The 25,026-nt window shown below is 63.0% G+C and carries 20 protein-coding genes and 2 pseudogenes; 12 read left to right on the forward strand and 10 right to left on the reverse strand.

The window, feature by feature from the left end:
• Positions 1-468 precede the first annotated feature (468 nt).
• The 3 genes from AC1DXV_RS05310 to hmgA all read right to left on the reverse strand — a co-directional run bounded on the left by AC1DXV_RS05310 (position 469) and on the right by hmgA (position 4,679).
• Entirely contained in the window at positions 469-1,968 is a 1,500-nt protein-coding gene (locus tag AC1DXV_RS05310; protein WP_477867563.1) for a Do family serine endopeptidase, read from the reverse strand.
• A 96-nt stretch (positions 1,969-2,064) separates the two neighbouring features.
• Complete coding sequence (gene fahA, locus AC1DXV_RS05315) at positions 2,065-3,381, reverse strand: fumarylacetoacetase (RefSeq protein WP_477932750.1); 1,317 nt, start codon at positions 3,379-3,381, stop codon at positions 2,065-2,067.
• Positions 3,378-4,679 (reverse strand): homogentisate 1,2-dioxygenase, encoded by a 1,302-nt coding sequence (gene hmgA, locus AC1DXV_RS05320; RefSeq protein WP_477932752.1) that lies wholly within the window; start codon positions 4,677-4,679, stop codon positions 3,378-3,380. Before hmgA ends, fahA begins: the two co-directional genes overlap by 4 nt.
• A 70-nt stretch (positions 4,680-4,749) precedes the next feature.
• Here hmgA and AC1DXV_RS05325 point away from each other — a divergent pair, with 70 nt between their 5' ends.
• Both AC1DXV_RS05325 and AC1DXV_RS05330 read left to right on the forward strand, forming a co-directional pair.
• The gene (locus AC1DXV_RS05325) at positions 4,750-5,529 is read left to right on the forward strand and encodes an IclR family transcriptional regulator (RefSeq protein ID WP_477932754.1); all 780 of its coding nucleotides are present in this window, start codon (positions 4,750-4,752) and stop codon (positions 5,527-5,529) included.
• 33 nt (positions 5,530-5,562) lie between these two features.
• Positions 5,563-7,098 carry a S41 family peptidase gene (locus tag AC1DXV_RS05330; protein ID WP_477932756.1) on the forward strand — a complete coding sequence of 512 codons (1,536 nt, stop codon included), beginning with the start codon at positions 5,563-5,565 and terminating at the stop codon, positions 7,096-7,098.
• Here AC1DXV_RS05330 and pcaCD read toward each other — a convergent pair.
• From pcaCD to AC1DXV_RS05350, 4 genes are read right to left on the reverse strand one after another with little or no spacing between them, the layout of a single operon-like run.
• Positions 7,082-8,290 carry a bifunctional 4-carboxymuconolactone decarboxylase/3-oxoadipate enol-lactonase PcaCD gene (gene pcaCD / locus AC1DXV_RS05335; protein WP_477867240.1) on the reverse strand — a complete coding sequence of 403 codons (1,209 nt, stop codon included), beginning with the start codon at positions 8,288-8,290 and terminating at the stop codon, positions 7,082-7,084. The two genes, AC1DXV_RS05330 and pcaCD, sit on opposite strands and share 17 nt — an antisense overlap.
• A gap of 50 nt (positions 8,291-8,340) precedes the next feature.
• A complete protein-coding gene (gene pcaB, locus AC1DXV_RS05340) occupies positions 8,341-9,753 on the reverse strand; it encodes a 3-carboxy-cis,cis-muconate cycloisomerase (RefSeq protein ID WP_477867242.1) in 1,413 nt (470 codons plus the stop codon).
• 13 nt (positions 9,754-9,766) lie between these two features.
• Positions 9,767-10,546 carry a SapC family protein gene (locus tag AC1DXV_RS05345; RefSeq protein ID WP_477867244.1) on the reverse strand — a complete coding sequence of 260 codons (780 nt, stop codon included), beginning with the start codon at positions 10,544-10,546 and terminating at the stop codon, positions 9,767-9,769.
• Entirely contained in the window at positions 10,543-11,844 is a 1,302-nt protein-coding gene (locus tag AC1DXV_RS05350; RefSeq protein WP_477867246.1) for a hemolysin family protein, read from the reverse strand. The genes AC1DXV_RS05345 and AC1DXV_RS05350 overlap by 4 nt, the downstream gene beginning before the upstream one ends.
• A gap of 110 nt (positions 11,845-11,954) precedes the next feature.
• Between AC1DXV_RS05350 and AC1DXV_RS05355 the strand changes: the two genes are divergently transcribed.
• A complete protein-coding gene (locus AC1DXV_RS05355) occupies positions 11,955-12,782 on the forward strand; it encodes a symmetrical bis(5'-nucleosyl)-tetraphosphatase (protein ID WP_477932758.1) in 828 nt (275 codons plus the stop codon).
• A 798-nt stretch (positions 12,783-13,580) separates the two neighbouring features.
• Here the strand turns inward: AC1DXV_RS05355 and AC1DXV_RS05360 are convergent.
• The 3 genes and pseudogenes from AC1DXV_RS05360 to AC1DXV_RS05370 all read right to left on the reverse strand — a co-directional run.
• Positions 13,581-13,782: pseudogene (locus AC1DXV_RS05360) on the reverse strand (IS66 family transposase); the annotation flags it as partial.
• Positions 13,783-13,929: 147 nt separating this feature from the next.
• Positions 13,930-14,103, reverse strand: a pseudogene (locus tag AC1DXV_RS05365) (IS66 family transposase); the annotation flags it as partial.
• A 229-nt stretch (positions 14,104-14,332) separates the two neighbouring features.
• Positions 14,333-14,578 (reverse strand): hypothetical protein, encoded by a 246-nt coding sequence (locus tag AC1DXV_RS05370; protein WP_477868438.1) that lies wholly within the window; start codon positions 14,576-14,578, stop codon positions 14,333-14,335.
• 1,477 nt (positions 14,579-16,055) lie between these two features.
• Here AC1DXV_RS05370 and AC1DXV_RS05375 point away from each other — a divergent pair.
• The 9 genes from AC1DXV_RS05375 to AC1DXV_RS05415 all read left to right on the forward strand — a co-directional run.
• Entirely contained in the window at positions 16,056-16,244 is a 189-nt protein-coding gene (locus AC1DXV_RS05375; RefSeq protein ID WP_477868440.1) for a hypothetical protein, read from the forward strand.
• A 285-nt stretch (positions 16,245-16,529) separates the two neighbouring features.
• Positions 16,530-17,708, forward strand: a complete 1,179-nt coding sequence (locus AC1DXV_RS05380) for a YcaO-like family protein (protein ID WP_477868442.1) — start codon at positions 16,530-16,532, stop codon at positions 17,706-17,708.
• Positions 17,705-19,183 carry a TfuA-like protein gene (locus AC1DXV_RS05385; RefSeq protein ID WP_477932760.1) on the forward strand — a complete coding sequence of 493 codons (1,479 nt, stop codon included), beginning with the start codon at positions 17,705-17,707 and terminating at the stop codon, positions 19,181-19,183. The genes AC1DXV_RS05380 and AC1DXV_RS05385 overlap by 4 nt, the downstream gene beginning before the upstream one ends.
• Before the next feature lie 17 nt (positions 19,184-19,200).
• A complete protein-coding gene (locus AC1DXV_RS05390; RefSeq protein ID WP_477932762.1) occupies positions 19,201-20,304 on the forward strand; it encodes a spermidine synthase in 1,104 nt (367 codons plus the stop codon).
• 10 nt (positions 20,305-20,314) lie between these two features.
• Positions 20,315-20,938 (forward strand): DUF6445 family protein, encoded by a 624-nt coding sequence (locus AC1DXV_RS05395; RefSeq protein WP_477873807.1) that lies wholly within the window; start codon positions 20,315-20,317, stop codon positions 20,936-20,938.
• On the forward strand, positions 20,935-22,149 hold the full coding sequence (locus AC1DXV_RS05400; protein WP_477932764.1) for a M16 family metallopeptidase: 1,215 nt from the start codon (positions 20,935-20,937) through the stop codon (positions 22,147-22,149). Before AC1DXV_RS05395 ends, AC1DXV_RS05400 begins: the two co-directional genes overlap by 4 nt.
• 259 nt (positions 22,150-22,408) lie before the next feature.
• Positions 22,409-23,287 carry a hypothetical protein gene (locus tag AC1DXV_RS05405; protein WP_477932766.1) on the forward strand — a complete coding sequence of 293 codons (879 nt, stop codon included), beginning with the start codon at positions 22,409-22,411 and terminating at the stop codon, positions 23,285-23,287.
• On the forward strand, positions 23,287-24,522 hold the full coding sequence (locus AC1DXV_RS05410; protein ID WP_477932768.1) for an MFS transporter: 1,236 nt from the start codon (positions 23,287-23,289) through the stop codon (positions 24,520-24,522). Before AC1DXV_RS05405 ends, AC1DXV_RS05410 begins: the two co-directional genes overlap by 1 nt.
• Before the next feature lie 62 nt (positions 24,523-24,584).
• Positions 24,585-25,026 (forward strand): hypothetical protein (locus tag AC1DXV_RS05415; protein WP_477932770.1); only part of this gene is annotated, 442 nt, incomplete at its 3' end.

Genomic DNA, 25,026 nt, shown 5'->3' on the forward strand with positions numbered 1-25,026 from the left:
GACGCCGTAAGAGTCCTGTCGATAAGAAGTTCCGTCCTTGATCGACTGAACGCTGACGAGAGATTTCGGGTTGCCGGGATGCGGGGACTTGTTCTGTCTGTCTACGAAATCGACGAATGGGGTGGCGCATGGGTGTCCAAGGCGTGGGCAACCGGCGAAGGCACGTCCGCGACCCACTCCTTGTCGTTGTCCCCAAAGGAAATGGAGAAGGTGGGGAATTGACATGCCCATCCAACTGACCGCCGACGAGATCGCCGAATTGCAACGCCGGTACGGCTACCTCACCAACCCCCAGGCGGTCGACGTCGAACTTCGCCCACATGTATCGCAAGGCGGAGGTCATCCACCTCCTTCTGTCGAACGGTGCCACGACGGACATCGTCAACAACTTCGGCAGATTGCCTGCAGAGTCATAGAACTGAAAAAGCCGACCCGAGGGTCGGCTCTTTTCTTGCGGCAGAGACCGCGTCAGCCCAGGTTCACCGGCACGAAGATCCGCTCGCCATCGCGCTCGACCAGCAGCGCCACGCTCTTCGGCTTGCCGGCCATCACGGCCCGCACCTGCTCGATCGACGTGACCGGCTTGCCGTTGATGGCCAGCAGCACGTCGCCCGCCTCGATGCCGGCGCGCGCCGCCGGGCCGTCGACGTTCTCGATCACCAGGCCCTGTTCCAGCTTGCTCTGGCGCTTCTCTTCGCGCGTCAGCTGGCGCAGCGACAGCCCGAGCTGCACGCCCTGCGAATCGCCGCCGTTGGCCGATGCCACGTCCTCGTCCGGATCGGCACCGCCCAGCTTCACGTCGATCGAGCGCTCGGCCCGGTCGCGCCACACCGACAGCTTCACCTTGTCGCCGGGCGCCGCGAGGCCGATGCGGCTCGACAACGCGCCGGAGCGCACGATCGGGTCGCCATTCACCGCGGTGATCACGTCGCCCGGCTTCAGGCCGGCCTTCTCGGCGGCGCTGTCCTTGCTGACCTTCGCGACCAGCGCGCCGTCAGGCCGCTTCATGCCGAACGACTCGGCCAGGCTCTGGTTCACGTCCTGCACCGCGACACCCAGGCGGCCGTGCGTGGCGCGGCCGGTCGCGACGATCTGGTCCTTGACCTTCAGCGCGACATTGATCGGGATCGCGAAGCTCAGGCCCTGGAAGCCGCCGGTCTGCGAGTAGATCTGCGCGTTGATGCCGATCACCGCACCGCTGCCGTCGAACAGCGGACCGCCGGAGTTGCCGGGGTTCACCGCCGCATCGGTCTGGATGAAGGGCACCACCGCGTCGCCGGGCAGCGAGCGACCCTTCGCGCTGATGATGCCGGTGGTGGCGGTCTGCTCGAAGCCGTAGGGCGCGCCGATCGCGAGCACCGGGTCGCCGACCTCGATGTTCTGCGGGTCGCCCAGGCGCACGATCGGCAGGTCCTTGGCCTGGATGCGCAGCACCGCGATGTCGGTGGCGGCGTCCGAGCCCAGCACCTTGGCCGAGAACTCGCGGCGGTCGCTGAGCTTGACGGTCACTTCCTTGGCTTCGCGCACCACGTGGGCGTTGGTCAGGATCAGGCCGTCGGCGCTGATGATGAAACCCGATCCCTGGCCGCGGAACGGCACCGACGGGTTGCCGCGCTGGCCGCGCTGCTGGAAGCCCGGCAGGCCGCGGAAGAACTGGAAGAACGGATCGTTCTCGGCGCCGGGCGGCAGCCCTTGCTGCTGTTGCTCCTCGGCCGAGGCCTTGTGCAGGCCGGCCACCGTGACGCCGACGACGGCCGGGCCGGAGGTCGCGACGATCGCACGGTAGTTGGGCACCTGGCCCGCGGCCGCCAGCATCGGCACCGGTGCCGGCGCGGTCGAGGTCACGGCGGCGGGCTTCGCCTCGGGTTTGCTCCTCAGCCACTCGGGCGTCAGGCTGAAGGCGCCGGCCGAACCGGCGGCCAGCAGGCCGGCTGCGGCGAGCGCAGCGGTCAACGACTTCATCTTCATGTGATCTCCTGGGGACAAGCGTCGCGGGGGATTCCGCATGAGACGAAAGATAAGGGCCCGCGGTTAGAACTCGATTAGGGGTTGGTGAAGCGAGGGTTAAGACCGCGCCGCCAGCACCTCGGCCACGCACGTGCCGAAGCCGATGCGCCGCTGCCCGTCGCGCTCGCAGAACGCCCGCAGCGCGACGCTGTCGCCATCCTGCAGGAAGCGCCGCGTCTCGCCGTTCGGCAGCGTGATCGGCAGCTTGCCGCCCTGCGTCAGCTCCAGCAGCGAGCCGCCCTGCTCCGGCAACGGCCCCGATTGCGTGCCGCTGCCCAGCAGGTCGCCCGGGCGCAGGTTGCAGCCGTTGCTGCTGTGGTGCGCCACCAGCTGCGCGAGCGTCCAGTACGCGTCGCGGAAGTTCGACTGCATCAGCCGCACCGCCGCATCGCCGCGCGCGCTCATCGCCGGCGTCTGCAGCCACACCTCCAGCACGATGTCGATCGCGCCCTGCGCGCGGTTGGCCTCGCCGTCGAGGTGCGGCAGCGGCTGCGGCCGGTCGGCCGCCCGCTCGAACGGCCGGCGAAACGGCTGCAGCGCCTCCATCGTGACGATCCACGGCGACAGCGTGGTCGCGAAGCTCTTCCCGAGGAAGGGCCCGAGCGGCTGGTACTCCCAGGCCTGAACGTCGCGCGCCGACCAGTCGTTCAGCAGCACCAGCCCCGCCAGGTGGTCCTCGGCCCGCGCCATCGGGATCGGCTCGCCGAGCGCGTTGCCGGGGCCGATGATCGCGCCGAGCTCCAGCTCGTAGTCGAGCCGCTGGCAAGGCCCGAACACCGGTGCCGCGGCGTCTGTCCTGTACTGCCCGCGCGGGCGATGGAAGGCCTGCCCGCTGACCTGCAGCGACGAGCTGCGGCCGTGGTAGCCGATCGGCACCCACTCGTAGTTCGGCAGCAGCGGCTGCTCCGGGCGGAACAGTTTTCCGACGGTCGTCGCGTGGTGGATGCCGGTGTAGAAATCGGTGTAGTCGCCGACCTTGCAAGGCAGCGCCATCGCGGCCTGGGCCTGCGGCACCAGGCAGGATTGCAGCCACGGCTCGTCGTCGGAGCCTTCGCGCAATGCATTCGACAACGCGGCGCGCAGCGTGCGGCGTGCCGCGGCCCCCAGCGCGATGAAGGCGTTGAGATCGCCGCGCGCCAGCGGCTCCATCACCCGAGACACCTCGGGCGACCACGGGCACAGCTCGTGCGCAAGGCGCAGGTCGAGCACCATGTCGCCGATCGCCACGCCGCCCCGCCAGGGCTCGTCGCTGCCCTGCCGTCGAAAGCGCCCGAGCGGCAGGTTCTGCAGCGGAAAGTCGGTCAGCGGATCCTGCGCCGAGGCGACCCAGCTGCGCAGCCCCGCGTCGTTCGTGTCGTCGAGAGCGTCGCTCATTGGAATCCATCCTTCAGGYTGCGCCAGCAATCGGCATACGCGGCATCGAGCGCGCCGCCGTTCATCGCCCAGTCGGTGGGCCGGAAACGGTAGCGGCTCTCGAACATGAAGGCCAGCGTGTTGTCGAGCTTGTGCGGCGCGAGCGGCGCATTCGAGGCGCGCTCGAACGCATCGGCATCCGGCYCGTGCGGCACCATGCAGTTGTGCAGGCTGGCACCGCCAGGGCGGAAGCCTTCGGGCTTCGCGTCGTACTGGCCGTGCACCAGGCCCATGAACTCGCTCATCAGGTTGCGGTGGTACCAGGGCGGGCGGAACGTGTCCTCGGCCACCAGCCAGCGCGGCGGGAAGATCACGAAGTCGCAATTGGCCGTGCCCGGCGTGTCGCTCGGCGACGTGAGCACCGTGAAGATCGATGGGTCCGGGTGGTCGAAGCTGATCGAGCCGATCGCCATGAAGTCCGCCGTGTCGTACTTCAGCGGCGCGAGGTTGCCGTGCCAGCCGACCACGTTGAACGGCGAGGCCGCGCAGCGTGCCGACCACAGCCGGCCGCCGTATTTCTTGATCAGCTCGTGCGGTGCCGCGTCGGGCTCGAAGGCCGCGACCGGCGCCTGGAAGTCGCGCGGGTTCGCGAGGCCGTTGCTGCCGATCGGCCCCAGCTCCGGCAAGCGGAAATGCGCGCCGTGGTTCTCGCAGACGTAGACCCGCGACGGCCCGTCGACCGCCACCTTGAACGCCAGGCCGCGCGGCAGCAGCGCGATCTCGCCGGGCGCCACCTGCAGCAGGCCGAGCTCGGTGGTGATCATCAGCGTGCCCTGCTGTGGCACCAGCAGCATCTCGCCATCGGCATTGACGAAGGCGCGCTGCGTCATCGAGCGGTTGATGAACGCGATGTGCGCGGCCATGCCGACCTGCGCATCGACATCGCCGTTGACGACGATGCTGCGCAGCCCGTCGACGAAGTCCAGCGGCTCGGCCGCGGCCTCGGGCACCGCGGTCGGCGCCCAGCGCAGCGGGTCGGGCGGCGCCGCCACGCCGTCGGCCGCGCCGCTCTTCCACCACGGCTGCGCATACGGCGCGTAGCCGCCGACCACCACCGACGGCTGGCGCCGGTACATCCAGGTGCGCCGGTTCTCGGCGCGCGGCGCAGTGAAGGCACTGCCGCTCAGCAGCTCGGCATACAGGCCGTGCGCCGCCTTCTGCGGGCTGTTGCGGCCGAGCGGCAGCACGCCGGGCACCGCCTCGCTCGCGAACTGGTTGCCGAAGCCGCTCTGGTAGCGCAGGGGTTCAGGTGAAGCCATGGCGGGTCTCCTTGATTTTCGACAGCAGATTCGTTACTGTCTAATCAATTCTACATACACGAATTCCAGGATGACTCCCAGCACCCCTCGTGGCATCCAGAGCATCGAGGTCGGCGGCCAGCTGCTGCGTGCGCTCGCCCACCACGGCCGGCCGATGGCCTTGAAGGACCTGGCGCGCGAAGCCGGCATGGCGCCGGCCAAGGCCCACCCCTATCTCGTGAGCTTCGGCAAGCTCGGCTTGATCGCGCAGGATGCCGCGTCGGGCCGCTACGGGCTCGGTCCGCTCGCGATGGAGCTCGGCCTGATCAGCCTGCAGCAGTTCGATCCGCTGCGCCTGGCCACGCCGCTGCTGCCGGCGCTCGCGGCGCAGGTCGGCCACACCGTCGCGATCGCGGTGTGGGGCAACCGCGGGCCGACCATCGTGCGCGTCGAAGAGGCACCGTCCGCGGTGCACGTCAACATGCGCCACGGCACCGTGATGTCGATGCGCGGCACGGCGTCGGGCCTGCTGTTCGCCGCGCACCTGCCGCCGGCCCGCCTGCGCGAGCTGCTGGCGCAGCAGCCGCACGGCGGCCGGCGCACGCTGGACGCCGCCTTCAGCGAGCAGCTGGCGGCCATCCGCGCCGAGGGCCTGAGCCGCGTCGTCGACGGCACGGTGCCCGGCGTCAGTGCGATGGCGGCGCCGGTGTTCGACCTGCACGGCGAGCTGGTGCTGAGCCTGGCGGCGATCGGCCCGAACGCCACTTTCGACGTGCAGCCCACCGGCCCGGTCGCGCTCGCGCTGAAGGGCTGCGCCGCGCAGCTGTCGCGCCAGCTCGGCGGCGCCGGCCCTCCGGATGCACYGGTATAGTCGGCGTTCAACCAATGAATCGGGAGCGAGGAAATGGGAGTTCCAAGCCAACGGCACGCCGGTCAACGCGTGCGCGCCACCTGGGTCAGCCTGCTCGTCGCAGCAGCCGCCCTCACCGCCTGCGGCGGTGGATCGGATGGCGATTCCAGCAACCGCCTCGCGTCCTCGTCGCAGTACGCGCAGCAATGCGCCCCGACCAACTCCCTGGCCTCGACCCACAGCGGCAGCCTCGACATCGAGAAGCAGTGGGTGCGCGCCTACCTGAACGACGCCTACCTCTGGTACGACGAAGTCCCCAACATCACCGCCGGCCAGGCGCAGTACAGCAACACGTCCGACGTCTACGGCTCGCTCGACAACTATTTCGAGGCCCTGAAGACGATCCGGCTCACCGCCAGCGGCGTTCGCAAGGACCAGTTCAGCTTCATCCTGCCGACCTCCAYGTCCGACGCGCTGTTCGAGTCCGGCGTCGAGGCCGGCACCGGCGTCAACTGGCGCATGCTGTCGCCGCGGGCCCCGCGCGGGCTGCGCGTGTCGTACGTGACCCCGGGCACCGAGGCGGCCACCAAGGGCGTGCTGCGCGGCGACACGCTGGTGACGGTCGACGGCGTGTCGGCCGACGATGAGACGGCGGCCGGCGTCGGCGTGCTCAATGCCGCGATGTTCGCCAGCGACACCGGCGGCACGCACACCTACGTGCTCAACCGGGCAGGCACGGGCCTGGTGAGCGTCTCGCTGACGACCGTGGCCGTCACCACCAAGCCGGTGCTGAACTACAGCGTGGTCCCGACGGCCACCGGCAAGGTCGGCACCATCGTCTTCACCTCGCACGTCGCGCCGGCCGAGGCGCAGCTGATCGAGGCCGTCTCGTCGCTGAAGTCGCAGGGCGTCACCGACCTGGTGCTCGACCTGCGCTACAACGGCGGCGGCTACCTGTACATCGCGAGCGAGCTGGCCTACATGATCGCCGGGCCGACGCGCACCGGCGGCAAGGTGTTCGAGAAGCTCAACTACAACGCGAAGCGCACCTCCGACAACGCGCAGGCGCCGTTCGGGTTCCAGGCCACCAGCACCACCAACGCAGCGCTGCCGACGCTCGACCTGCCGCGCGTCTACGTGCTCGCCACCTCCGAGACCTGCTCGGCCAGCGAAGCGGTGATCAACGGCCTGCGCGGCGTCGATGTCGACGTGCGGCTGATCGGCGGCGGCACCTGCGGCAAGCCCTATGGCTTCGCGGCGCAGGACAACTGCGGCATCTCGTACTTCCCGATCGAGTTCCAGGGCATCAACGCGAAGGGCTTCGGCGACTATGCCGACGGTTTCGTGCCGAACGGCAGCGGTGCCACCGGCATCGCCGGCTGCGTCGCGTCCGACGACTTCACGCAGCCGCTCGGCAGCCCGGACGAGGGCCTGCTGAAGGCGGCGCTCGCCTACCGCGCGACCGGCGCCTGCCCGGTCGTCTCCGCGTCGCAGGAATCCGCGCAAGCCCTGCGGGCCGCGACCGGCCGCGGCGCCGCGGTGCGTGGCCGGCCGCTGCTGAGCAACCGCTTCCTCACGCCGTCGCGCTGAGGAAGCCCTCGACGAGCGCCGCGAACTCCTGCGGCTGCTCGGCCACGCTCAGGTGCGAGGCCTCGGCCAGCACCTCGAGCCGCGCGCCGGGAATGCGCTCGGCGATGGCCTGCGACATCGCGACCGGCGCCCCCACATCCAGCGCGCCGGCGATCACGAGCGTCGGGCAGCGCACCTGCGGCAGGCGCTCGAGCCAGTCGACCTCGCGCACCGCGTGGCAGGTCGCCGCATAGCCGACGGCCGAGGTGCGCAGCAGCGCCGCCCGGAATGCCGCCAGCGCCTCCGGCCGGCCGCTGCGGAAGCCGGCGTGGAAGTAGCGCTCCATCACCATGTCGGCAATCGCCTGCAGCCCGCCCTGCTCGACGGCCGCGATGCGCTGCGCCCAGGCCGCCTGCGCCGCCTCGGGGTAGTGCGCGGTGGTGTTGGCGAGCACCAGCGAGCGCACCAGCTCCGGATGGCGGATCGCGAGGCCCTGGCCCACCATGCCGCCGAGCGAGAGCCCGACCCAGGCCACCGGGCCGGCACCCCACTCGCGGATCACGCGGGCCGCATCGTCGACCAGCTCGTCCATGCGGTACGGGCCGGCCGGCACGGCCGAGCCGCCGTGGCCGCGGTGGTCGTAGCGCAGCACCTCGTGGCGCGGCGCGAGCGCGGCGGCCAGTGCGTCCCACATGCCGAGCTCCAGGCCCAGCGCATGGCTGAGCACCACCGGCGGGCCCTCGCCCTGCAGCGCGAGCTTCAGCTGCGGCCGGCTGAAGGTGTGGTGGCTCGACGTGCGCACGCCGGCCGAGAGCGGCGCCGGCGGCGGCAGCAGCCCTTCGTCGCGCAGGATCTGCGTGGTCAGCTTGAAGGCCGTGTTGGCGGCCGGCACGCCGCAGTAGATCGCGCCCTGCATCAGCGTCTCGCGGATCTTCTCGACCGGCACGCCGCCGCGCACCGCGGCCCGGCAATGCAGCTCGAACTCCTCCCAGCGCGCGAGGCCCATCGTCATCCCCAGCACCAGCAGGCGGCGGGTCGTCGTGTCCAGGCCCGGGCGGCCCCAGATGTCGTGCCACGCATAGCGCGTGATCAGCGACTGGAACTCGGCGTTGAACGCGGAGGTGTTGTCCAGCGACTGGTCGACCCACGCATCGCCCAGCACCGCGCGGCGGTTCTTCACGCCGCGGTCGAAATCGTCCTGTTGCTCCGGCATCGCGCTCTCTTTCGAGGGTGTTTCAAGGATGTTTCGAGAATGGGAGGAGATCAGTGCGGCAGCCAGGCCGACCACGGCGCCTCGGCCGCCAGCGCGTCGGCGCGCTGCTGCCAGCTCGCCAGCTGCGGATCGGCGACGCGGCTTGCGTGTTCCGCGGCGCGCTCGACGTCGAACAGCGCGTCGACCTGGTCGGCACCGAGCTGCGCGCGCAGCGCTTCGTCCTGCGACAGCGCCTGCAGCAGCACCTCGCGCAGCGGGCGCCGCGCAGCCACCGCCTCGTGCGACCAGGCCTCGAGCAGCGCATGCGCGCGCGCCTTGCCGAGCTGCTGCGCCAGCTGCATCGCCACCGCCTCGGCGAACACCAGCCCGTGCTGCGCATCGATGTTGTGCCGCATCCGGGCGGCATCGACCTGCAGGCCCGGCGCCGCATCGGCCAGCGCCTTCAGCGCGCCGTGCACGCCGAGGTACAGCCCCGCCGTCTCGGCCAGCTCGGCCTGCCAGTTGCCGAGGCCGCGCTCATGCTCCTGCACCATCGCGGCCAGCAGCGCCGCCACGCGGTGCGGCGTGCGCAGCGCGGCGGCCAGCGCCGTCATCGCGGCCACCGGGTTGCGCTTGTGCGGCATCGTCGACGAGCCGCCGCGGCCGGCACCCGACGGCTCGGCCAGCTCGCCGAGCTCGCCCTGCGCCATCAGCGAGATGTCTTTCGCGATCTTGCCGAGCGCGCCGGCCAGCACGCCCAGCTCGCCGGCCAGCGAGGCCAGCTCGTCGCGCTGCGTGTGCCACGGGCCGGGCGGCAGCCGCAGGCCGAGCGCTTCGGCCACCCGGTGCGCGACGGCCGGGCCGCGTTCTCCCATCACCGAGAGCGTGCCCACCGCGCCCCCCAGCTGCAGCTGCAGCGCCTGCAGCCCGGCCGCGCGCACGCGCTGCCGGCAGCGCAGCAGCGGCGCGATCCACGCCACCAGCTTGAAATCGAAGCTGACCACCTGCGCCGGCTGCATCAGCGTGCGCGCCAGCACCGGCACGCCACGGTGCTGGCGTGCCAGCGCGAGCAGCGCGGCGGCAAGCGTGCCCAGGTCGCGGTCGACCAGCGCGAGTGCGCGGCGGGTGGTGAGCGCGAGGCCGGTGTCGATCACGTCCTGGCTGGTGCTGCCCCAGTGCACGAAGCCGGCCGCGTCGGCATCGAACAGGCCGACCGCCTGCGTCAGCGCCTTGACCAGCGGAATGGCCAGGCTGCCGGCGCGGCCGCTCGCGTCGACGAGGGCGCCCAGGTCGTACAGCTCGGCCTTGCAGACGCCGGCGATCGCCTGGGCGGCGGCGGCGGGCACCAGGCCCTCGGCGGCCTGCGCGCGCGCGAGCGCCGCCTCGAAATCGAGCATCGCCTGCAGCACCGAGGCCGGCGAGAACACCGCCGACATCTCGGGCGTCGACAGGAAGCTTTCGAAAACCGATTGCCCCGTCGACATCACGGCGCTCCGGTCAGGCGGCGGACGCCTGCGCCTTTTGGGCGTGTTGTGCCTTCCGCTGCATCTTGCGATCGCTCAGCCGCTGCAGGCAGGTCAGCGAGGCCAGGTGGGCGTAGATCAGCGGCAGCATGCCGTTGCGGTACAGCTCGAGCACCTGGGCATCGGGCAGCGCGCGCAGCTTGTCTTCGTCGACCACGAGGAAGCCGTCGACCGAGAAGGTCTCACCGTCGTCCAGCGTGCCTTCGGCGCGCATGCTCTTCAGCAGGTCGAGCTCGCGCAGGCGTTCGCAGAACAGCGGGGTGCGCTGCGCTTCCTGGTCGTACAGCTCGAGCAGCTTCATCACGTTGTTCAGCGTCTCGGTCGGCTCGCCGGCGGCGGTGAGCAGCGGCGTGCCCTGCGGCCCGTCGACGAGGCCCGGGTAGCCTTCATCGATGACCACCGAGAGTTCGTCGCCGGTGCCGTCGGCGCGCGGGAAGCGCGTGAGCCCGAGCGGATAGCAGCGCAGCGCGGCCGGGATGTAGCGGCCGACCCACTGCGTGCCCTCGACGAACAGGTTCTCGCCCACCGTCAGCCCGAGCAGCACGGCCGGGTTGAGCTGCGGGCTGCCGTCTGCGGTGGTGCCGCTGTTGACGAACAGGATCGGGTAGTCCTTGCCGGCCTCGACGAACTCGCCGAAGGTGCAGAACAGCGCGTTCATGCCGGCGACTCCCGACACGTCCAGCGGCAGCACGTGCTTGCCGGCATGGCGCGTGCGGTCGAGCAGCGCGGGCTTCTTGTAGAGGGCAGTGATCATTGAACTTCAGCTCCAGGGGGCAAGGCAGTGGCCATCACCTTGTCGACACGCTTGCCGTCCAGGTCGACCACCTCGAAACGCCAGCCTTCCCAGTCCACCGTGTCGGCGGTCTTGGGCAGCCGGCCCAACAACAACATGATCATGCCGGCCAGCGTGTTGTAGCGGCCGCGGTCTTCCTCGGGCAGCTCCTTCAGCGACAGCCGGTCCTTCAGCTCGGGCACCGGGATCAGGCCGTCGAACAGCCAGCTCTGGTCGTTGCGCTGCACCGCCCAGGCTTCGCCGTCGGCCGGCGTCGTGAACTCGCCGGTGATCGCCTCCAGCACGTCGCGCACGGTGATGACGCCCTGCACCTCGCCGTACTCGTCGACCACGAAGACGAGCTGGGCCGACGAGGCGCGGAACTGCTCGAGCAGCTCCATGCCCGACAGCGTCTCCGGCACGAACACCGGCGCCTGCAGGCCCTCGGTCAACGCGAGCGGGCGGCCCTGCAGCATCTGCTGCAGCAGCGTCTGCGCCGAGATCACGCCGACCACGTCGCTCAGGCTGCCGCGGCACACCGGATAGCGCGAGTGCTCCTGGTCGCCCATCACCTTCAGCACGTCGTCGAGGTCGGCCGACGCGTCGAGCCAGGTGATTTCGGTGCGCGGGATCATCATCGAGCCGACCTGCCGGTCGTCGAGGCGGAACACGTTGCGCACCATCTGGTGCTCCTGCGCCTCGATCACGCCGGCATCCAGGCCTTCCTCGAGGCTGGCGGCGATCTCCTCCTCGGTCACCGAACGGCTCGGGCCGCCGCGGATGCCCAGCAGGCGCAGCGTGCCCTCGGTGCAGAACGACAGCAGCTTGACGAACGGGCGCGCCGCCATCGACAGCCATTCCATCGGTTGCGCGACCAGGCGGGCCACGTTCTCGGGATACATCTGCCCGAGCCGCTTGGGCACCAGCTCGCCGAAGATGATCGTGAGGAAGGTGATGCACATCACCACGAGGGCGGTGGCGGTGATGCCGGAGGCCTTCTCGTGGATGTTGAATGTCAGATGGATCCAGCCGGCCAGCGGCTCGGAGAAGGCGGCCTCGCCGACGATGCCGTTGAGCACACCGATCGAGGTGATGCCGATCTGCACGGTGGACAGGAACTTGGTGGGGTTCTCGTGCAGGTCCATCGCGGCGCGGGCGCCTTCGTCGCCGGTTTCCACCATGACCTGCAGGCGAGCCTTGCGGCTGGCGGTGAGCGCCATTTCAGACATGGCGAACAGACCGTTGAGGATGATCAGGAAGGCGAGGAGCGCGATGTCCATGGAAGCACGCTGCCGGGACCCGGCCCGGAACGCGCAAAACGACGAAGGCCGCAAGGGTAGCAGATGGCGCCGGCGGGGCCGTGACGGGGGTGGCGGGCAGAATGGCGGCGATGAACTACCTGATCGGTGACCTGCAGGGCTGCTGCGACCCGCTGGAGCGCCTGCTCGAGAAGATCGGCTTCTCCGCCTCGCGCGACCACGCGTACCTGCTGGGCGACCTGGTGAACCGGGGCCCGGCCTCGCTGCGCACGCTGCGGCGGCTGCAGCAGCTGGGGTCGTCGGCCACCTGCCTGCTGGGCAACCACGACCTGCACCTGCTGGCGGTGGCGCACGGGGTGCGCAAGCCGGGGCGACGCGACACGCTGGGCGAGATCCTGGACGCGCCGGACCGCGGCGCGCTGATCGACTGGCTGCGCCAGCAGCGGATGGCGGTGCATGCGCATGGCTGGCTGATGGTGCATGCCGGCGTGGTGCCGCAGTGGGACCTGGCGATGACGCTGGCGCTGGCCGGCGAGGTGGAGCAGCGGCTGCGCGGCGACGACCTCGTGGGCTTCCTGCAGGTGATGTACGGCAACGAGCCGGCGCGCTGGGATGCGGGGCTGCAGGGCGCCGACCGGCTGCGCTTCGCGGTGAACGTGCTGACGCGGATCCGTTTCGTGGCGGCCGACGGCACGCTGGAGATGTCCAGCTCCGAGGCGGCCGACGCCGCGCCGCCGGGGCTGTTCGCGTGGTTCGATGCGCCACGGCGCCGCACGGCGGGGGTGCCGATCGCGTTCGGGCACTGGTCGACGCTCGGGCTGACGGTTCGGCCGGACCTGATGGCGCTGGACACCGGGTGCGTGTGGGGCGGGCGGCTCACCGCGGTGCGGCTGGGGCCGGCGGGCGATCCTCCCGAGGTGGTCCAGGTGGACTGCGAGCAGGCGCAGCAGCCGGGGTGAGCGCGGTCGCCGGACTACAATGCGCGCCTCCTTCTGGAAGCTTGGCAGAGTGGTCGATTGCACCGGTCTTGAAAACCGGCAGCCCGCAAGGGCTCCAGGGTTCTTATCTGAACCATCAAGTTGTGCATCCAATTGGGGATGTCGGCCACGCTCAAGTCGTCGGTTCGAGGCACGTAGCGCGGGCCATTTGCGTGGCCGGCTTGAGCAGCCCGTACGGCTTGAGCCGCCTGCCGGTAGTGCGTCTGCAGTCGGAGTAACCCGTCCCGACTCCCAGTTCATTCAACCACCTGGCAATCAAGTAGCGGCAGTGCGACCGCCCTTAGACGCCTTGCGGCACCCCAGCCCCTCTCCGGACGTACCGTGCGCCAGCACAGTTGGTCGCTTGCTGAGAGGCCCCGAGGACGCGCGTCGAGCGCCCACGCTTCCACTGCCCGGCTTCCTGGCAGTCGACATGAGTCCGCAACGTTCGGATAGGTGGTCACAGCACACCGTATAGTCAGTACGTATTGACATCAATTTGACGATAGCCGTCGCAAACAGTTGGTGCCATTTTTTGCGGACGTTGAGGCTTAAAGCGAATCATGCACCCGCTGCAGGTGGAGTCCCGGGTCGGAAGCCACGACGTGCAGAGATCGCCGCCTCGGCACTCCCGGAGATTGCCTTCTGTAGGCTTGCATCGTGCCGCTGAGAGACGGCTCTGCATTTCATCTCGATGGTTGGCCGTGTTGGCGACGTTCGACTGACCGCAGAGTTCGGTTAGAAAAATGTACGAGTCCGGCAATCTCGTCACGACCGAACTCAGGTCACTGCGGTCGCCGACCAGCGACGCGGCAACAGGTCTGCGACCCGATGCGCGGAAGGTGCCGGCAGGCGTTCCAGAACGTCCTTCAGGTAACCCACGCCCGTTGAGCCGAGCCGGCAGGACCAAGCTCATCGCGGCCGCAGCCCGCTTTCCCGGGCGCAGGCTCCCGGCGAACGGCCAGTCGTTGCGCCCAAGCGCAATCGGCCGAGGCTGTGTGAAAACTCGAGACTCGAAGCATTTCGGGGGTCTTCTCACCCCTACCTTAAGGTCGATCGTCGAATACAGCGCGATCTGAGAGGTCGATTTCGGTGACCACCTTCAACGCGGCGAGTTTTCACACAGCCTCGGCCGTAAGCGGTTCTCTGCCCAGTTGTTGTCCGCCGGCAGCGTGCCGTCGCACGTCAGCGCCGTCCACCGTCCCAGGCTGTAGTCGATCGCCTTGGCTGTCGCTGACCCCGCGGGCACTTTCTGCCGATGCAGCGTCAGCCAGGTTTGCAGCACCGCCGAGATCTCGGCGGCCACCGTTGTGGACGCGGAGAGTCACCTTTCACTGGTTCCAAGTGGGTGACGAGCTCGTCCTCAACCATCAGGGCGCACAGAGCCCGGCAGACCCCAACAGCGGCCTCTTAGCCATCATGATGGTTGGCCAGCGCGAACAGGCTGTACATGAGCCCCCGGTTCTTGGCCAGCCCGCCGCAGCCGACCTTCTTGCGGCCAAACAGATTCATCACGATGTGGAAAGGGTGCGCTACGCGGGCACGGATCTGCGCTTTCTTGTGCTCAGCAGCACCGCCTGGCGCTCGTGCACGCCGTTGGTCATCGCGGCGATCGCTCTGCGCTTGGCCGCGATCAGCCAGGCGATGTCACCGCTGATGCGCCCGTCAGTCTGCATCTTGATGATCTCCTCTCGCTTGGCGACGCCGGTGCTCCCCGAGTCACTGTGCACGCGCCGAGCCTGGCCAAGCCGCGTCGCTTCAATACGCACCTCACGCAATTCACGCCCACCAGCACGTCGTGGCTGAACATGGTCGAGCCGTTCTTCRCCACATCTTCGAACGACGAATCAGGCGTGACAKCTTCACCAACGTGACTGAACAGGAGCTGGCGATCAACTTTTACATCGCCGAGCGCAACGCTCACCCCAAGCCTTCATCTGAACTGCCTCGTCCAATAGGACATCCGGCCAAGGTCTCTCGCGCCGTGGCTTCCTTGGCGGTCGTCTTCAGATAGGTAGGCAACAGATTGCCGCGCCACACTAGGAGCTCTCGATACAGCGGTTCCACGTGCCAACCGAACGTCCCGCATGGCTGGCTATGCAAGGCCAATGCCTCTGACCTCACTCTGCTCACCACACCGCTGAAGAGCTCGGACAACAGAGCCTTGGCAACGCATTGGGTTGCAGTGCCCCTCTAATTTAGTCGGTGATTGACGCGGATCAGCTCTCAGCTAAACTGATCCGCATAAGTAAGAACATCAAACCAACATTGGGAGCGGGTTTGAACGATTCAGTACGTACAAGTGGGGCGGAGCTGTCTTCGCGTGCAAGACGCAATGACGCGACAGCGAGCACGCGAATTTGCGGCGAAGGAGCGGCCTCTCGTGGGTGGCCTAACCTTCCAGCAGGACATTGCATTCCGCCTGCCACGTTAGTGGAGCGCTGGCCGGGCTCGAGGCGACCTGCCTCATTGGGCACTCGGCAGCTGTCAAGGGCATATTGCGGGCTCAAGCCCGACCCAACAATCGAGGCATTCGATCGTTTGGGCCCCACTGCGTTGGCGGCGATGACCGTCCTCGTATTGCCCTCTCGACGTAGATCCCCGAGCCGATCGTCTGGCGTCATCCGGGCGTGCATCCAGCACTATGCTTACGGGCGATTCTTTGGGCCAAGAGACGCTCGTTCTCAACGTCCTGCGGTGTCGGTTCCGCGGAGAGAGTTCGTCGGGACCACCCTCAAGCGATTGGGCAGCGCTCAGTCCTAGAGGACCACGGAGCGATTGTGCGGCTTGTCCACAGCAGATCGACTATGGCCTTGTTCGACGTGTCTAGCTTTTCGTGGTAGCTCACGTTAGAGCTGGCCCTCCTGTCTCCGCTGGTCGGCTCTTCTAGCAAGCACTTGCCGCGAATTTGCTCGCAACAATGTCTTGGTTCTCAATCAACGATGCCCTCGCGCTGCTATCGGCATGAAAAGGCTGCGGCCACGACACAAGACGTCACCCGTTCTTGCGGCGACAGTTGTCAATTGCCGCGAAGCACATTGACATATCCTGACGCAATTAATCATCAAATGCCCATTGCCGGGGCAGGCCTCGAATTGCCCGCCGCAATCGCCCGCCATCCTGCTGAATTGCCATCATCAATTGTGTCTAGAGTGCTCGCATTGCGCTTGACATTGAGCAATTGGCAACGTCAAATGCCTCTCGCAATGGCAGATCCGCCATCGCATTTCTACGTTGTTCATCATGGAGAAATTGATGCAAATCATCGACGTTGTCGCCCACACTTCAAGCAACAACATGCTGACCGGTATTGGCCTGCTTGACCGAGGAGTTCTTCTCGCGTCTTGCGAGAAGGCCAGCGAGGAGTTTCTGAAAGAGATCGACCTGGAGCAGCTTTTCGCTGTCGAGGCGGAGCAGAGCGATAAGCAAGCTATCGCTGCGTAAGTAGAGGATGTTTCCATCGCAGAGGCCCACATGGTCTCTGCGATGTTGGATGGCTGGATACGAGTGGGCTGGGGTCGGCCGATGGCATCCAATTGGGCAAGGCATTGAGTCCAGCCCTGAGGCTGTCCCGCTTGCATCTTTTTTTACGCGTATTGATCGTGCAGCTTCACGACTAAGAATTGGAAGCGCTCCCACGCTCGCGATGCCAAGTGGGACGCAGTCGGTTCGGAGTTGAGTGCGAGCGAGTGTCGAACTCAATCACCACCTCTATTGCTGGTTGCCCGTATGAGTATTGAAACCATTCGTGAGCGTGATCTCACTGAGTCCATTGGCGGCAGTTGGGTGAACTATGGGAGTTGCATTCGGCGGAAATCCCCCGAGGAGACGCTGCGCGCCATCTTGCCGCTCGCCGCATCCTTCGGTGTGACTCGGGTAGCTGATGTAACCGGGCTTGACTCCATCGGCATCGCAGTTGCGTTGGCAGTGCGCCCCCGCGCGAAGAGCCTATCGGTGTCGCAGGGCAAGGGTACCTCGCTCGAAGCCGCCAAGGTGTCAGCACTCCTCGAGTCGATTGAGATCCATCATGCAGAGCACTTGGCAACACCAGATCAAGTTGCATCTGCGAATGAGGTGCAGCGCCTAGGGCTCGCAATGGCTACGCCGGCCGAATTGGACCCGCTCAACGGGACGAACGTGGTGTGGAACACAGATAGCCTGCGGTCTTGGTACCGTGGCTTGGAGATGCACAGCCGGACACCCGTGCTTATTCCCGAGCTAATGCTCTCACTGGATTCCACACGCTGGGACAGTGAAACCGCGCACTACGAAGTGACGACGAACGGGCTCGCCTCTGGCAACGACTTCTCCGAGGCGTTCAGCCATAGTGTCTTTGAGCTTATAGAGCGGCATGCGTTCAGCTATTGGATAGCTCAGTCGCCCTCATATCGAGCCGACACCGGCGTCGCCTTGGCATCTCTTGGCAGCGATGCGCGCCAACTTGTCGCTCGCATACAGGGCGCAAATATGGAGCTAACAGTCTTCCACTTGGCGGAAGCTTCGCTGGGGTTACCTTGCTATGTCGCCGAAATTACGAATCCCAACGACCCCCTGATGCCAGCGCGACCTTACACGGGCAGAGGATTGCATGTATCTTCCGAGATCGCCGTGGGGCGTGCAATTACTGAAGCCGCTCAGAGCCGCTTAACAATGATTTCTGGCGCGCGGGACGACAATCTACATGAGGACTATTTTATTCCCAGATCGCGAACTGAATCCTCTTCGACAAGAGAGTTTTCTCCCACAGACGCTAATACTCTGGCGTCATGGCTTAGCAATCCGATCGAATTTTTGTTAAGTCGGCTCAGAGACTCGGGGTTTCCCACCTGTGTGGCATATGCGCATCGAGCTGCCCCCCCATTCTATGTCGTGCGATGCTTCATCCCAGGAATGAGGCATGACTCATGATCAATGGAATCGTCTTTGCCGGCCCCAGCATGGATGTCGCAGTCGACTTGATTGGTCTCGACCGGGTACAGCTAGCGCCTCCCGTCAGATGCGGAGATATATTGATCGCGATTTCAATGCGACCAAAATATATAGCAATAATTGACGGCTTATTTGGATCGGAACCAAGCGTTTGGCACAAGGAGATTTTGCTTGCCATATCGAAAGGAATCTCCATCTACGGTTGCTCCAGCATGGGGGCGCTACGAGCCGCTGAACTCCACAGCGAAGGCATGATCGGCGTTGGAAAAGTCTTCGAGTGGTACCGAGACGGTGTTATTGAGGCCGATGATGAGGTTGCATTGGTTCACGGGCCGCGAGCACTGAACTACAAAAGTCTCTCCTACGCTCTAGTGGACGTGAGGTTTGCCTTCGAACAGGCAATGGAGAGAGGCGACCTAACTTCTGCGCAAGCGCGTTCCGTCCTTGATCTTCATCGCCAAAGATTCTATCCCACTCGCGTTCAGAGGACTCTTGACCAAGACATGGACGCGTGTGGAGTCCCTCCTGTCTGCCGAGAACGAATCCTCGACGCGCTCCGCGGCCCGAGTATTAAGAGGCTCGACGCACAGAAACTTATTTCGCACATCGCAGGAGTACAAGAACTGCTTGAGGCGCCGAAGGTCTCGGACGATACTGAGGCGCAATTGCCCCTATTGACGAGTGGAGTACGACGGTTGATCGGCCGCCTTGTTGCAAGCGGGCGGCCCCTAGTACCCGACCAAGCAGAAGCCTCATCGGAGTATGTCGACTCAAGAGTACTCAGATGCTGGCCGCGTCTTTATTTGATTGCGAGCATCACTTCTCGCATGCTCTGCCTTTCCAACATGCCTTGGCACTCTGGCATGCCGGGGAAAGAAGGCACAGATAAGCGACTGGAGAATACGCTTCGCCTGTATATCGATCTCCAATTGTCGCAAGCTTTCGACGAATGGTGGCGCACTTCGCCGCAGATTTCGAATGCTCAGATAATTGAGGACGACGCGTTACAAATGTCTACCTCAATGCTCAATAGCTTATTCGCACGGTATGCGGATTCCACTCCACCACTTGCCCTAAAAAAGGACGCGGTACGAGTCGTAGATGCAATGTACGGCCTGGCAAAATCACTAGATGTTGACACGCTCGGCGCACTCCTTTCCCGCTATGCACTTTCGATTCGCGAGCTACCTGAAGTCTTGAGGAGTATCGCAAGAATCGAGCACACCATAATGTCTTTAGTAGCACCGATGCGTTGGRCACCATCGCTCGACATTTCGTGGTGGTCGGAAGCCAATAGATTTCTTCAGCTTGGCACACGAATACAAGACTCGGATAAGTCGGCCATCGAGGGTAACCGTGCGCGACTTTCTGATTTGTGCCGCAGTGAGTTTCACCTCGTCAGATTCGGATTTGACCAGGGCGCTCGTGATCTGCTAGACATAGAGAATCCTTAACTTCGGAAGCGGTCCGCGTGGAAAATCAATTTGCTGCATACCGATCAGACGGCGGATACCATGCGTTGATTACCCCTGGTCGTGTTTTCCAGGGTACGCTAATGGACGACCTCTTTTGCGCGCTTGGTCGGGCACCATCATTGGATGGCATATTGGTTCTTGGAGCGTCGCTTGCGGCTTGCTTATTGCCTTTTTCCCTGTTTCGGGAGGTCCACCACGTCACGCTGGTCGACGTAGAGGAGATAGCGCTCCCGCTCAACGATGATTTCGAAATATTCTTTTCGATTGAAAAGGTGCAAACAGATGCTATGGAGTTCTTGCAAAGCACCGAGCGCAAGTATGAATTCATCTATGTGGACCTATACTCTGATCACTCATCGTATGAATTATTGCAGGACCCCACATTTATAGAACTCTTGCGATCTCGCCTTGCGGCAAAGGGTGTCGTGGCCATTAATTGCTTTGACATTGCAAGCTACGCGTTCCCGGAGATCCCGCCGACCATCTCAACAGCCACTATGGCAGCGCTCGGAAATGTTTTTCCTGAAGTATGGTACTTGAAACACCGTAGAAATGTTCTCATCTACGCCGGCACGCTTCAAGCACATGTGCGTAAGCCCCACTCGCTTGAACATCTGTCGGAAGCTGATCGATATTGTGCCGAGGCGCTGGCCATCCGCGCCAGCGATTTTCGGCGATTCACCCGCATATTTGACCATCGCGTCTTCCTTGCACAATCTCCCTCTCCTCGACTWTACTCCAGTATTCAAGAGCTCTTCGAAGTAAGAGCGCTCCGACTATATGAAAAGGCGGCGCTCAACTTTCCGCAGATTCGGTGTGCTTCAGACTTCAGTGAATTGTCGTTGCGCTCGAACATAACCGCCGGTCTACTCAGTGCTCTTACTAATAGCCCATTTCTTCGTTGGATTTTTCTCACCGAAATCGCGGCACTGTCTTTCGATCATCCGCTGCGCGCATTGGATCGCCTCGAACAGATTCGCTGCAGCATAGAAAGCCAGGCAGCGTCGCCTTACGATGGGGACATCCTATCTAACGTACAGTCGATTTCTGCTCGCAATCCTCATTGGTCGCGGCGCATCCAACTGCTGGCACAGAACTGATTGCGGACATATGTCATTTCAGAGCCCAAGCGAAACCGAGATCATCATCATTGATGATTTCTTTGCTGATCCCAAGCGAATTCGAAGTGCTGCTTTAGCACTGAAATATTATAGGGCACCAGGGAATGTTGCGGCCGCACAATCAAGGACGGCGCTGTTCTCCAGGGGGGTAGTTGATAGATTTTCTAAGCTGGTTGGATCCTCGATCACCTACGATCACAAGGAGGCAAACTTTGGCCATTTCCGACTTGAGGTAAAGAGCGATCGGCCACGACTATTAGTCCATGCCGATCATGAAGACTGGGCTGGTTTAGTGCACTTGTCGCGACCTGAGAATATCGAGGGCGGAACCGCATTCTTGACTCATAAGGAGACCGGATTAACTGGTCCTCCGACGAATGCGGAAGCCCAGATGCTCGGCTATGAGGATGCGGCCGCATTCGATAGAGAGGTCCTTCTACGAGATACTCTTAACCCCGATGCTTGGCAACTCTCGAGCCTCGTTCCCGCCGTTTTCAATAGGTTGCTCCTCGTTCGCGGTAGCATCTATTATCACGCCCCCTGGGGTCAGTTCGGGGATTGCTTCGAATCAGGACGTCTCACGCAGCACTTCTTCTTTAACATCGCAAAATGAATCGACGTCGCAATCCACTGGCAGTGCATACCCTTCCCAATGGTGCTGAGCTAGCCTGTATCCAGGCCGAGCGAAGTTTCAGTCTTTTGCGAGCCGTCTTTCCAGTTGGAACCATACATGAGGAACCTGCGTGCTCAGGAATCCTGCATTTGCTAGAGCATCTTGCTTTTCGTGACTCTGCAGGAAACGATCTCTCCGAAAATTTCGAGAGAAACGGAGCCGTGTTTGACGCTCGCGTTGGACTGGATCATCTAATCTACGAATTGAAAGCGGTAGATTTCGTAGCAGATCAGATTTTGCCTCTTTTTTTGCAGGCGATTTTCCATCCTGCACTTTCTGAGACAGCAATAGCTGCGGAGAAGGCGGTGGTGGCGCTCGAGATAGAAGATATAAAAGATACATTCGTCGGCCGAAGCTCGCCGCACCTTATTGCTGGACTACTCGGACGCGATCGGCCACATCATAGCCGTGGGCTCCGCAGTTCGATGGAGGAAATTCCTAGCCAAGCTTTACGTGACCTGCATCGTACGACACATGTGGGCGCCACAGTGAGATTTATATATGTCGGACCAATTTCGTTCACAGCCATTTTCGATACGTTATCTAAGTATTTTCTGGAGCACCCCACGACCTCTACTGGAGGAAGGGCCTTGCCAGACATTCGCTCATCAAGCACTATTGTGAGCAACCCGATATCCACACTTCCGATGCATCCTGCCGAAGAAGAGCAAGTGATTGCGATATTTCCTTGCAGGGCTTTACCATCGGAGGAGAGATTTGCTACCTACGCTACGTATTGGAAACTCGCGCAGCTAGTCGCTGAGCGGAGCTTCCCAATGATTGTTCGTCAGCGCCTGCAAATTAACCTTTGCGAGATCCGAAGTATATCGTTCGCCGAGTGCAGCTTGAGGATGCCTGGTGTGCGTGGCTCGTCGCTCGCACGTATTCTGATCCAATGGTTACTTGGATTCAACTGGCAGGCTGCCGATCTATATGCCGTAAAAAATGAACTATCCCGGCGCTTTACTTCGTCCTCATTCTTTTCGGAAACCTGGATGACACCTCTTTCATTTTGGCCGAAGGACATTCTCCAAGGCGATATTTCTAGCACTTGGCGCAAGTGGGTCAACGACCTCTCTGCGGAAAACGTGCACGCCATCCAGACATCACTATCGACAACGGCTGGTTCCATCTCTGTTGTCACGGCATAGCGCAATGACTCGCGCAGACATTCCAATCTTGAGGCTCTCGAGCGCGGATCTCCGGCAGCACCTCGGCTTTGTCTGGCGATATCATGCATTAACTGAGGATGACCTCACAAGCTACGAATCAACGCCCAAATTTTCTAGGCCGCCCTCAAGCGCCAACGATGTGCCCCGGAGAGATTCCGAAATCACCTTCTCAACGCTAGACGGCTATTTCGGAGTATTTCTCAGCGTTGAGGGTGAAATCTCAATTTCGGACGTCGACATGCTTTTCAGCTACGCACGGGAGGTGTGCGAGTCAAAGATTTCTATCGACACGCTGAAGGATTTGGACCACCCCTTTCCTGCGACAGCAGGAGATCCGTTGACGCGCGCGATGGCGCGCTTCATGGCTAAGATGATGCCGAGTTCAGGATCCTCACCGGTAAGAGGGTCGCTAAGACGGCGAGTATCGTCGCCGGGCCTGAAGGCGGCCTCCGGCCAGCCTCACTACGACGAGCAGATTGCAGTCGTCACCACAGCGCCACCTCTGCCCGTTGCCGAATATGCCGTGGGGCATCTTCTTGAGTTTAGATGCGCCCTCGGACCGTACCTGAAATCCGACCCGCTACGCAGTTTTGTTAACTCGTATAGCCGGTCTAATCAAGTCCGAGAAAGTGAGCTCTCTGAATATCGATTCTTTGGAGCTGGAATAATCATTCCTTTCTCGCGCCGGGGCATTAATCGAGTACACGCAATTTCGATTCTCTCGGCCGTGCTCCATTCACGAAGCGGGCGCATATTCTCCGCTCTTCGAGGCTTGGATCCGCTCTGCTACCGCTATGCGGAAATTACTCATGCTGACGATCACGTCCAGATGATAGGAACAGTTGCTCCACGGGGTGCGGGGACTGAGCTTAGAAGCCCGCGCGGGCGCTTAGGATCCATTTATCGGGATCTCATTCGCGAGGGAGTATCCAACGAAGAGTACCAGCGAGCGCGAAAGCTGGTTCATTTGTATCTCGCTGAGCGCGGGGCAGCTTCCTTTGCAGCCAACGCTTTACAGAATATTCGCGAACACTTTGAGAATGAACTCGCCGACTTGGATTTCAACGCACTTAATGCACAGCTGACAAACGCAGTTTTCTTTGAGGAAGATATCTAATGATCAAGCCCAACCATAGTGGGGCGCCTACATTTTTGCCGATATATGCTCTGGCGATCGGCGGACAAGTAGGAAGCTTTCTTTCATACTTTGCTCTAACCGTTTCTCTTATGAAGATGAGTGGTAGCGGAAGTGTCGCATATTCCATTGTTTTCCAGACGATACCAGCGATACTACTGGCAATGACGTTTGTCAGAATATTCCCGCGGAGGGCGAGGGTGACGGGGATTATTGCGACACACTTCGCTAGAGCGTTGCTCCTTGTTTATCTGAGCAACAACCTCAGCACAATTAGCATCTTTGCTTATTTCCTGGCAGCGGCCATGTTACGCACCTACTCGGGCCCTGCGATGCAATCGCTGATCTCGGAGTGGGTGCCAGCGGCGGCGGCAAAGGGAATGAGACTTCGGCTCAACGGACTGATGGCAGCTGCGATTGCGGTCGGGCCGCCACTTGGCGGGGTGGTCGCAAGTTATACAAATCTCAGCGTTCTCCTGCTTCTGGACGCCGCAATTGCCGTCATCCTTGTTTTCGGACTGATCTATTGCCGACAACTCTATGGTACGACTGAAGAGCAAGACGGCGTAGCTACAGACGGTGCGAAGACGCTCACAGTTGCCCAAGATTCAATTTCTACCGGAGTGTCCCCGGTGCCAGCTCTCATACGGACACTTACATGGAGTTGGCTCGTCCTTATCCTGACGGGAGCCTGCATTAATTCATTGGAGTTTGCGGTTTTCGAGCTTCGTCAGTTGACTCAGTTTGAAATTGGTCTCGCGATTGGAGCGTGGGGATTGGGAGGGTTTCTGTCGGCAGCGGGAGTTCATTGGCCATGGCTTCTTGAACAGTCGATCGGCAGATTAGGTACGGGATTGTTGGCGTCGCTGTTCGCACTGGTGCTCTTTCATGACGCTCCGGCCCTGATAGTTTGCGTTGGACTCTGCGGCTTCTTTCATACATTTATCTCTAGCACGCTACAGTCGAAGATCCAAATCGCGGTATCCAAGCACGGCGACGACCGTCGTACTTGGGCTTCGTTGCACCGCGGCATGAGTCTCATCAACTTAGCGGTGGCCGGGGTTGCCGGTTACCTCCTCTTTCTTGGGCCCGGGGTTCGCGACGTAGCAGTATGGTTGATGCCGGTCAGCGCAGGTCTATTCCTTCTTTATGCTTACTCTGCACGTGATGCACTGGATTCGCGTGCCGAGGAAACCCCGATGAAAGCCCCACTATGACTCTTCCGCCTACAGAAGATATTCTAAGGACAGAGTTGACTCGCTTACTCTCGAGTGGAGCGTTGTCACGCCTGCTGAACAAGTCACTCCAAGCTATTTGCCGGAACTCGTCAGAGTCACCATCCGGCTCCTTTGACGAAGTTCTTCTAGCTCATTTCGATGACTATGATTTGTATTCAGTAAGCGCAGAGAGCAAAGCGCTGTATGGGGGCCTATATATCGCCGGCGGCTACCGAAGTGAGCTCATTTTTAACCCAATGGGCGTGGCAGCCGATATTAACGTGTACCGACAGAGTCATTCGGACGGCAAGCCGCTTCCTTTGGAATCAGAAGGTACGCAATCTCTGCCTCCCAAATGCTCTCTCTGGATCCCAGCGGGACGCCGAACACATGTTAGGTATTCGCCGAGCGAAGGGGTTTTGATTTCACTGCGTGCACACGATGACGAAGGCAAAAGCTGGATGTATGACGCAGCGACATTATCGCCGGTATATGAGGTAAGTC

This window comes from Rhizobacter sp. P3_C12, assembly GCF_056402735.1.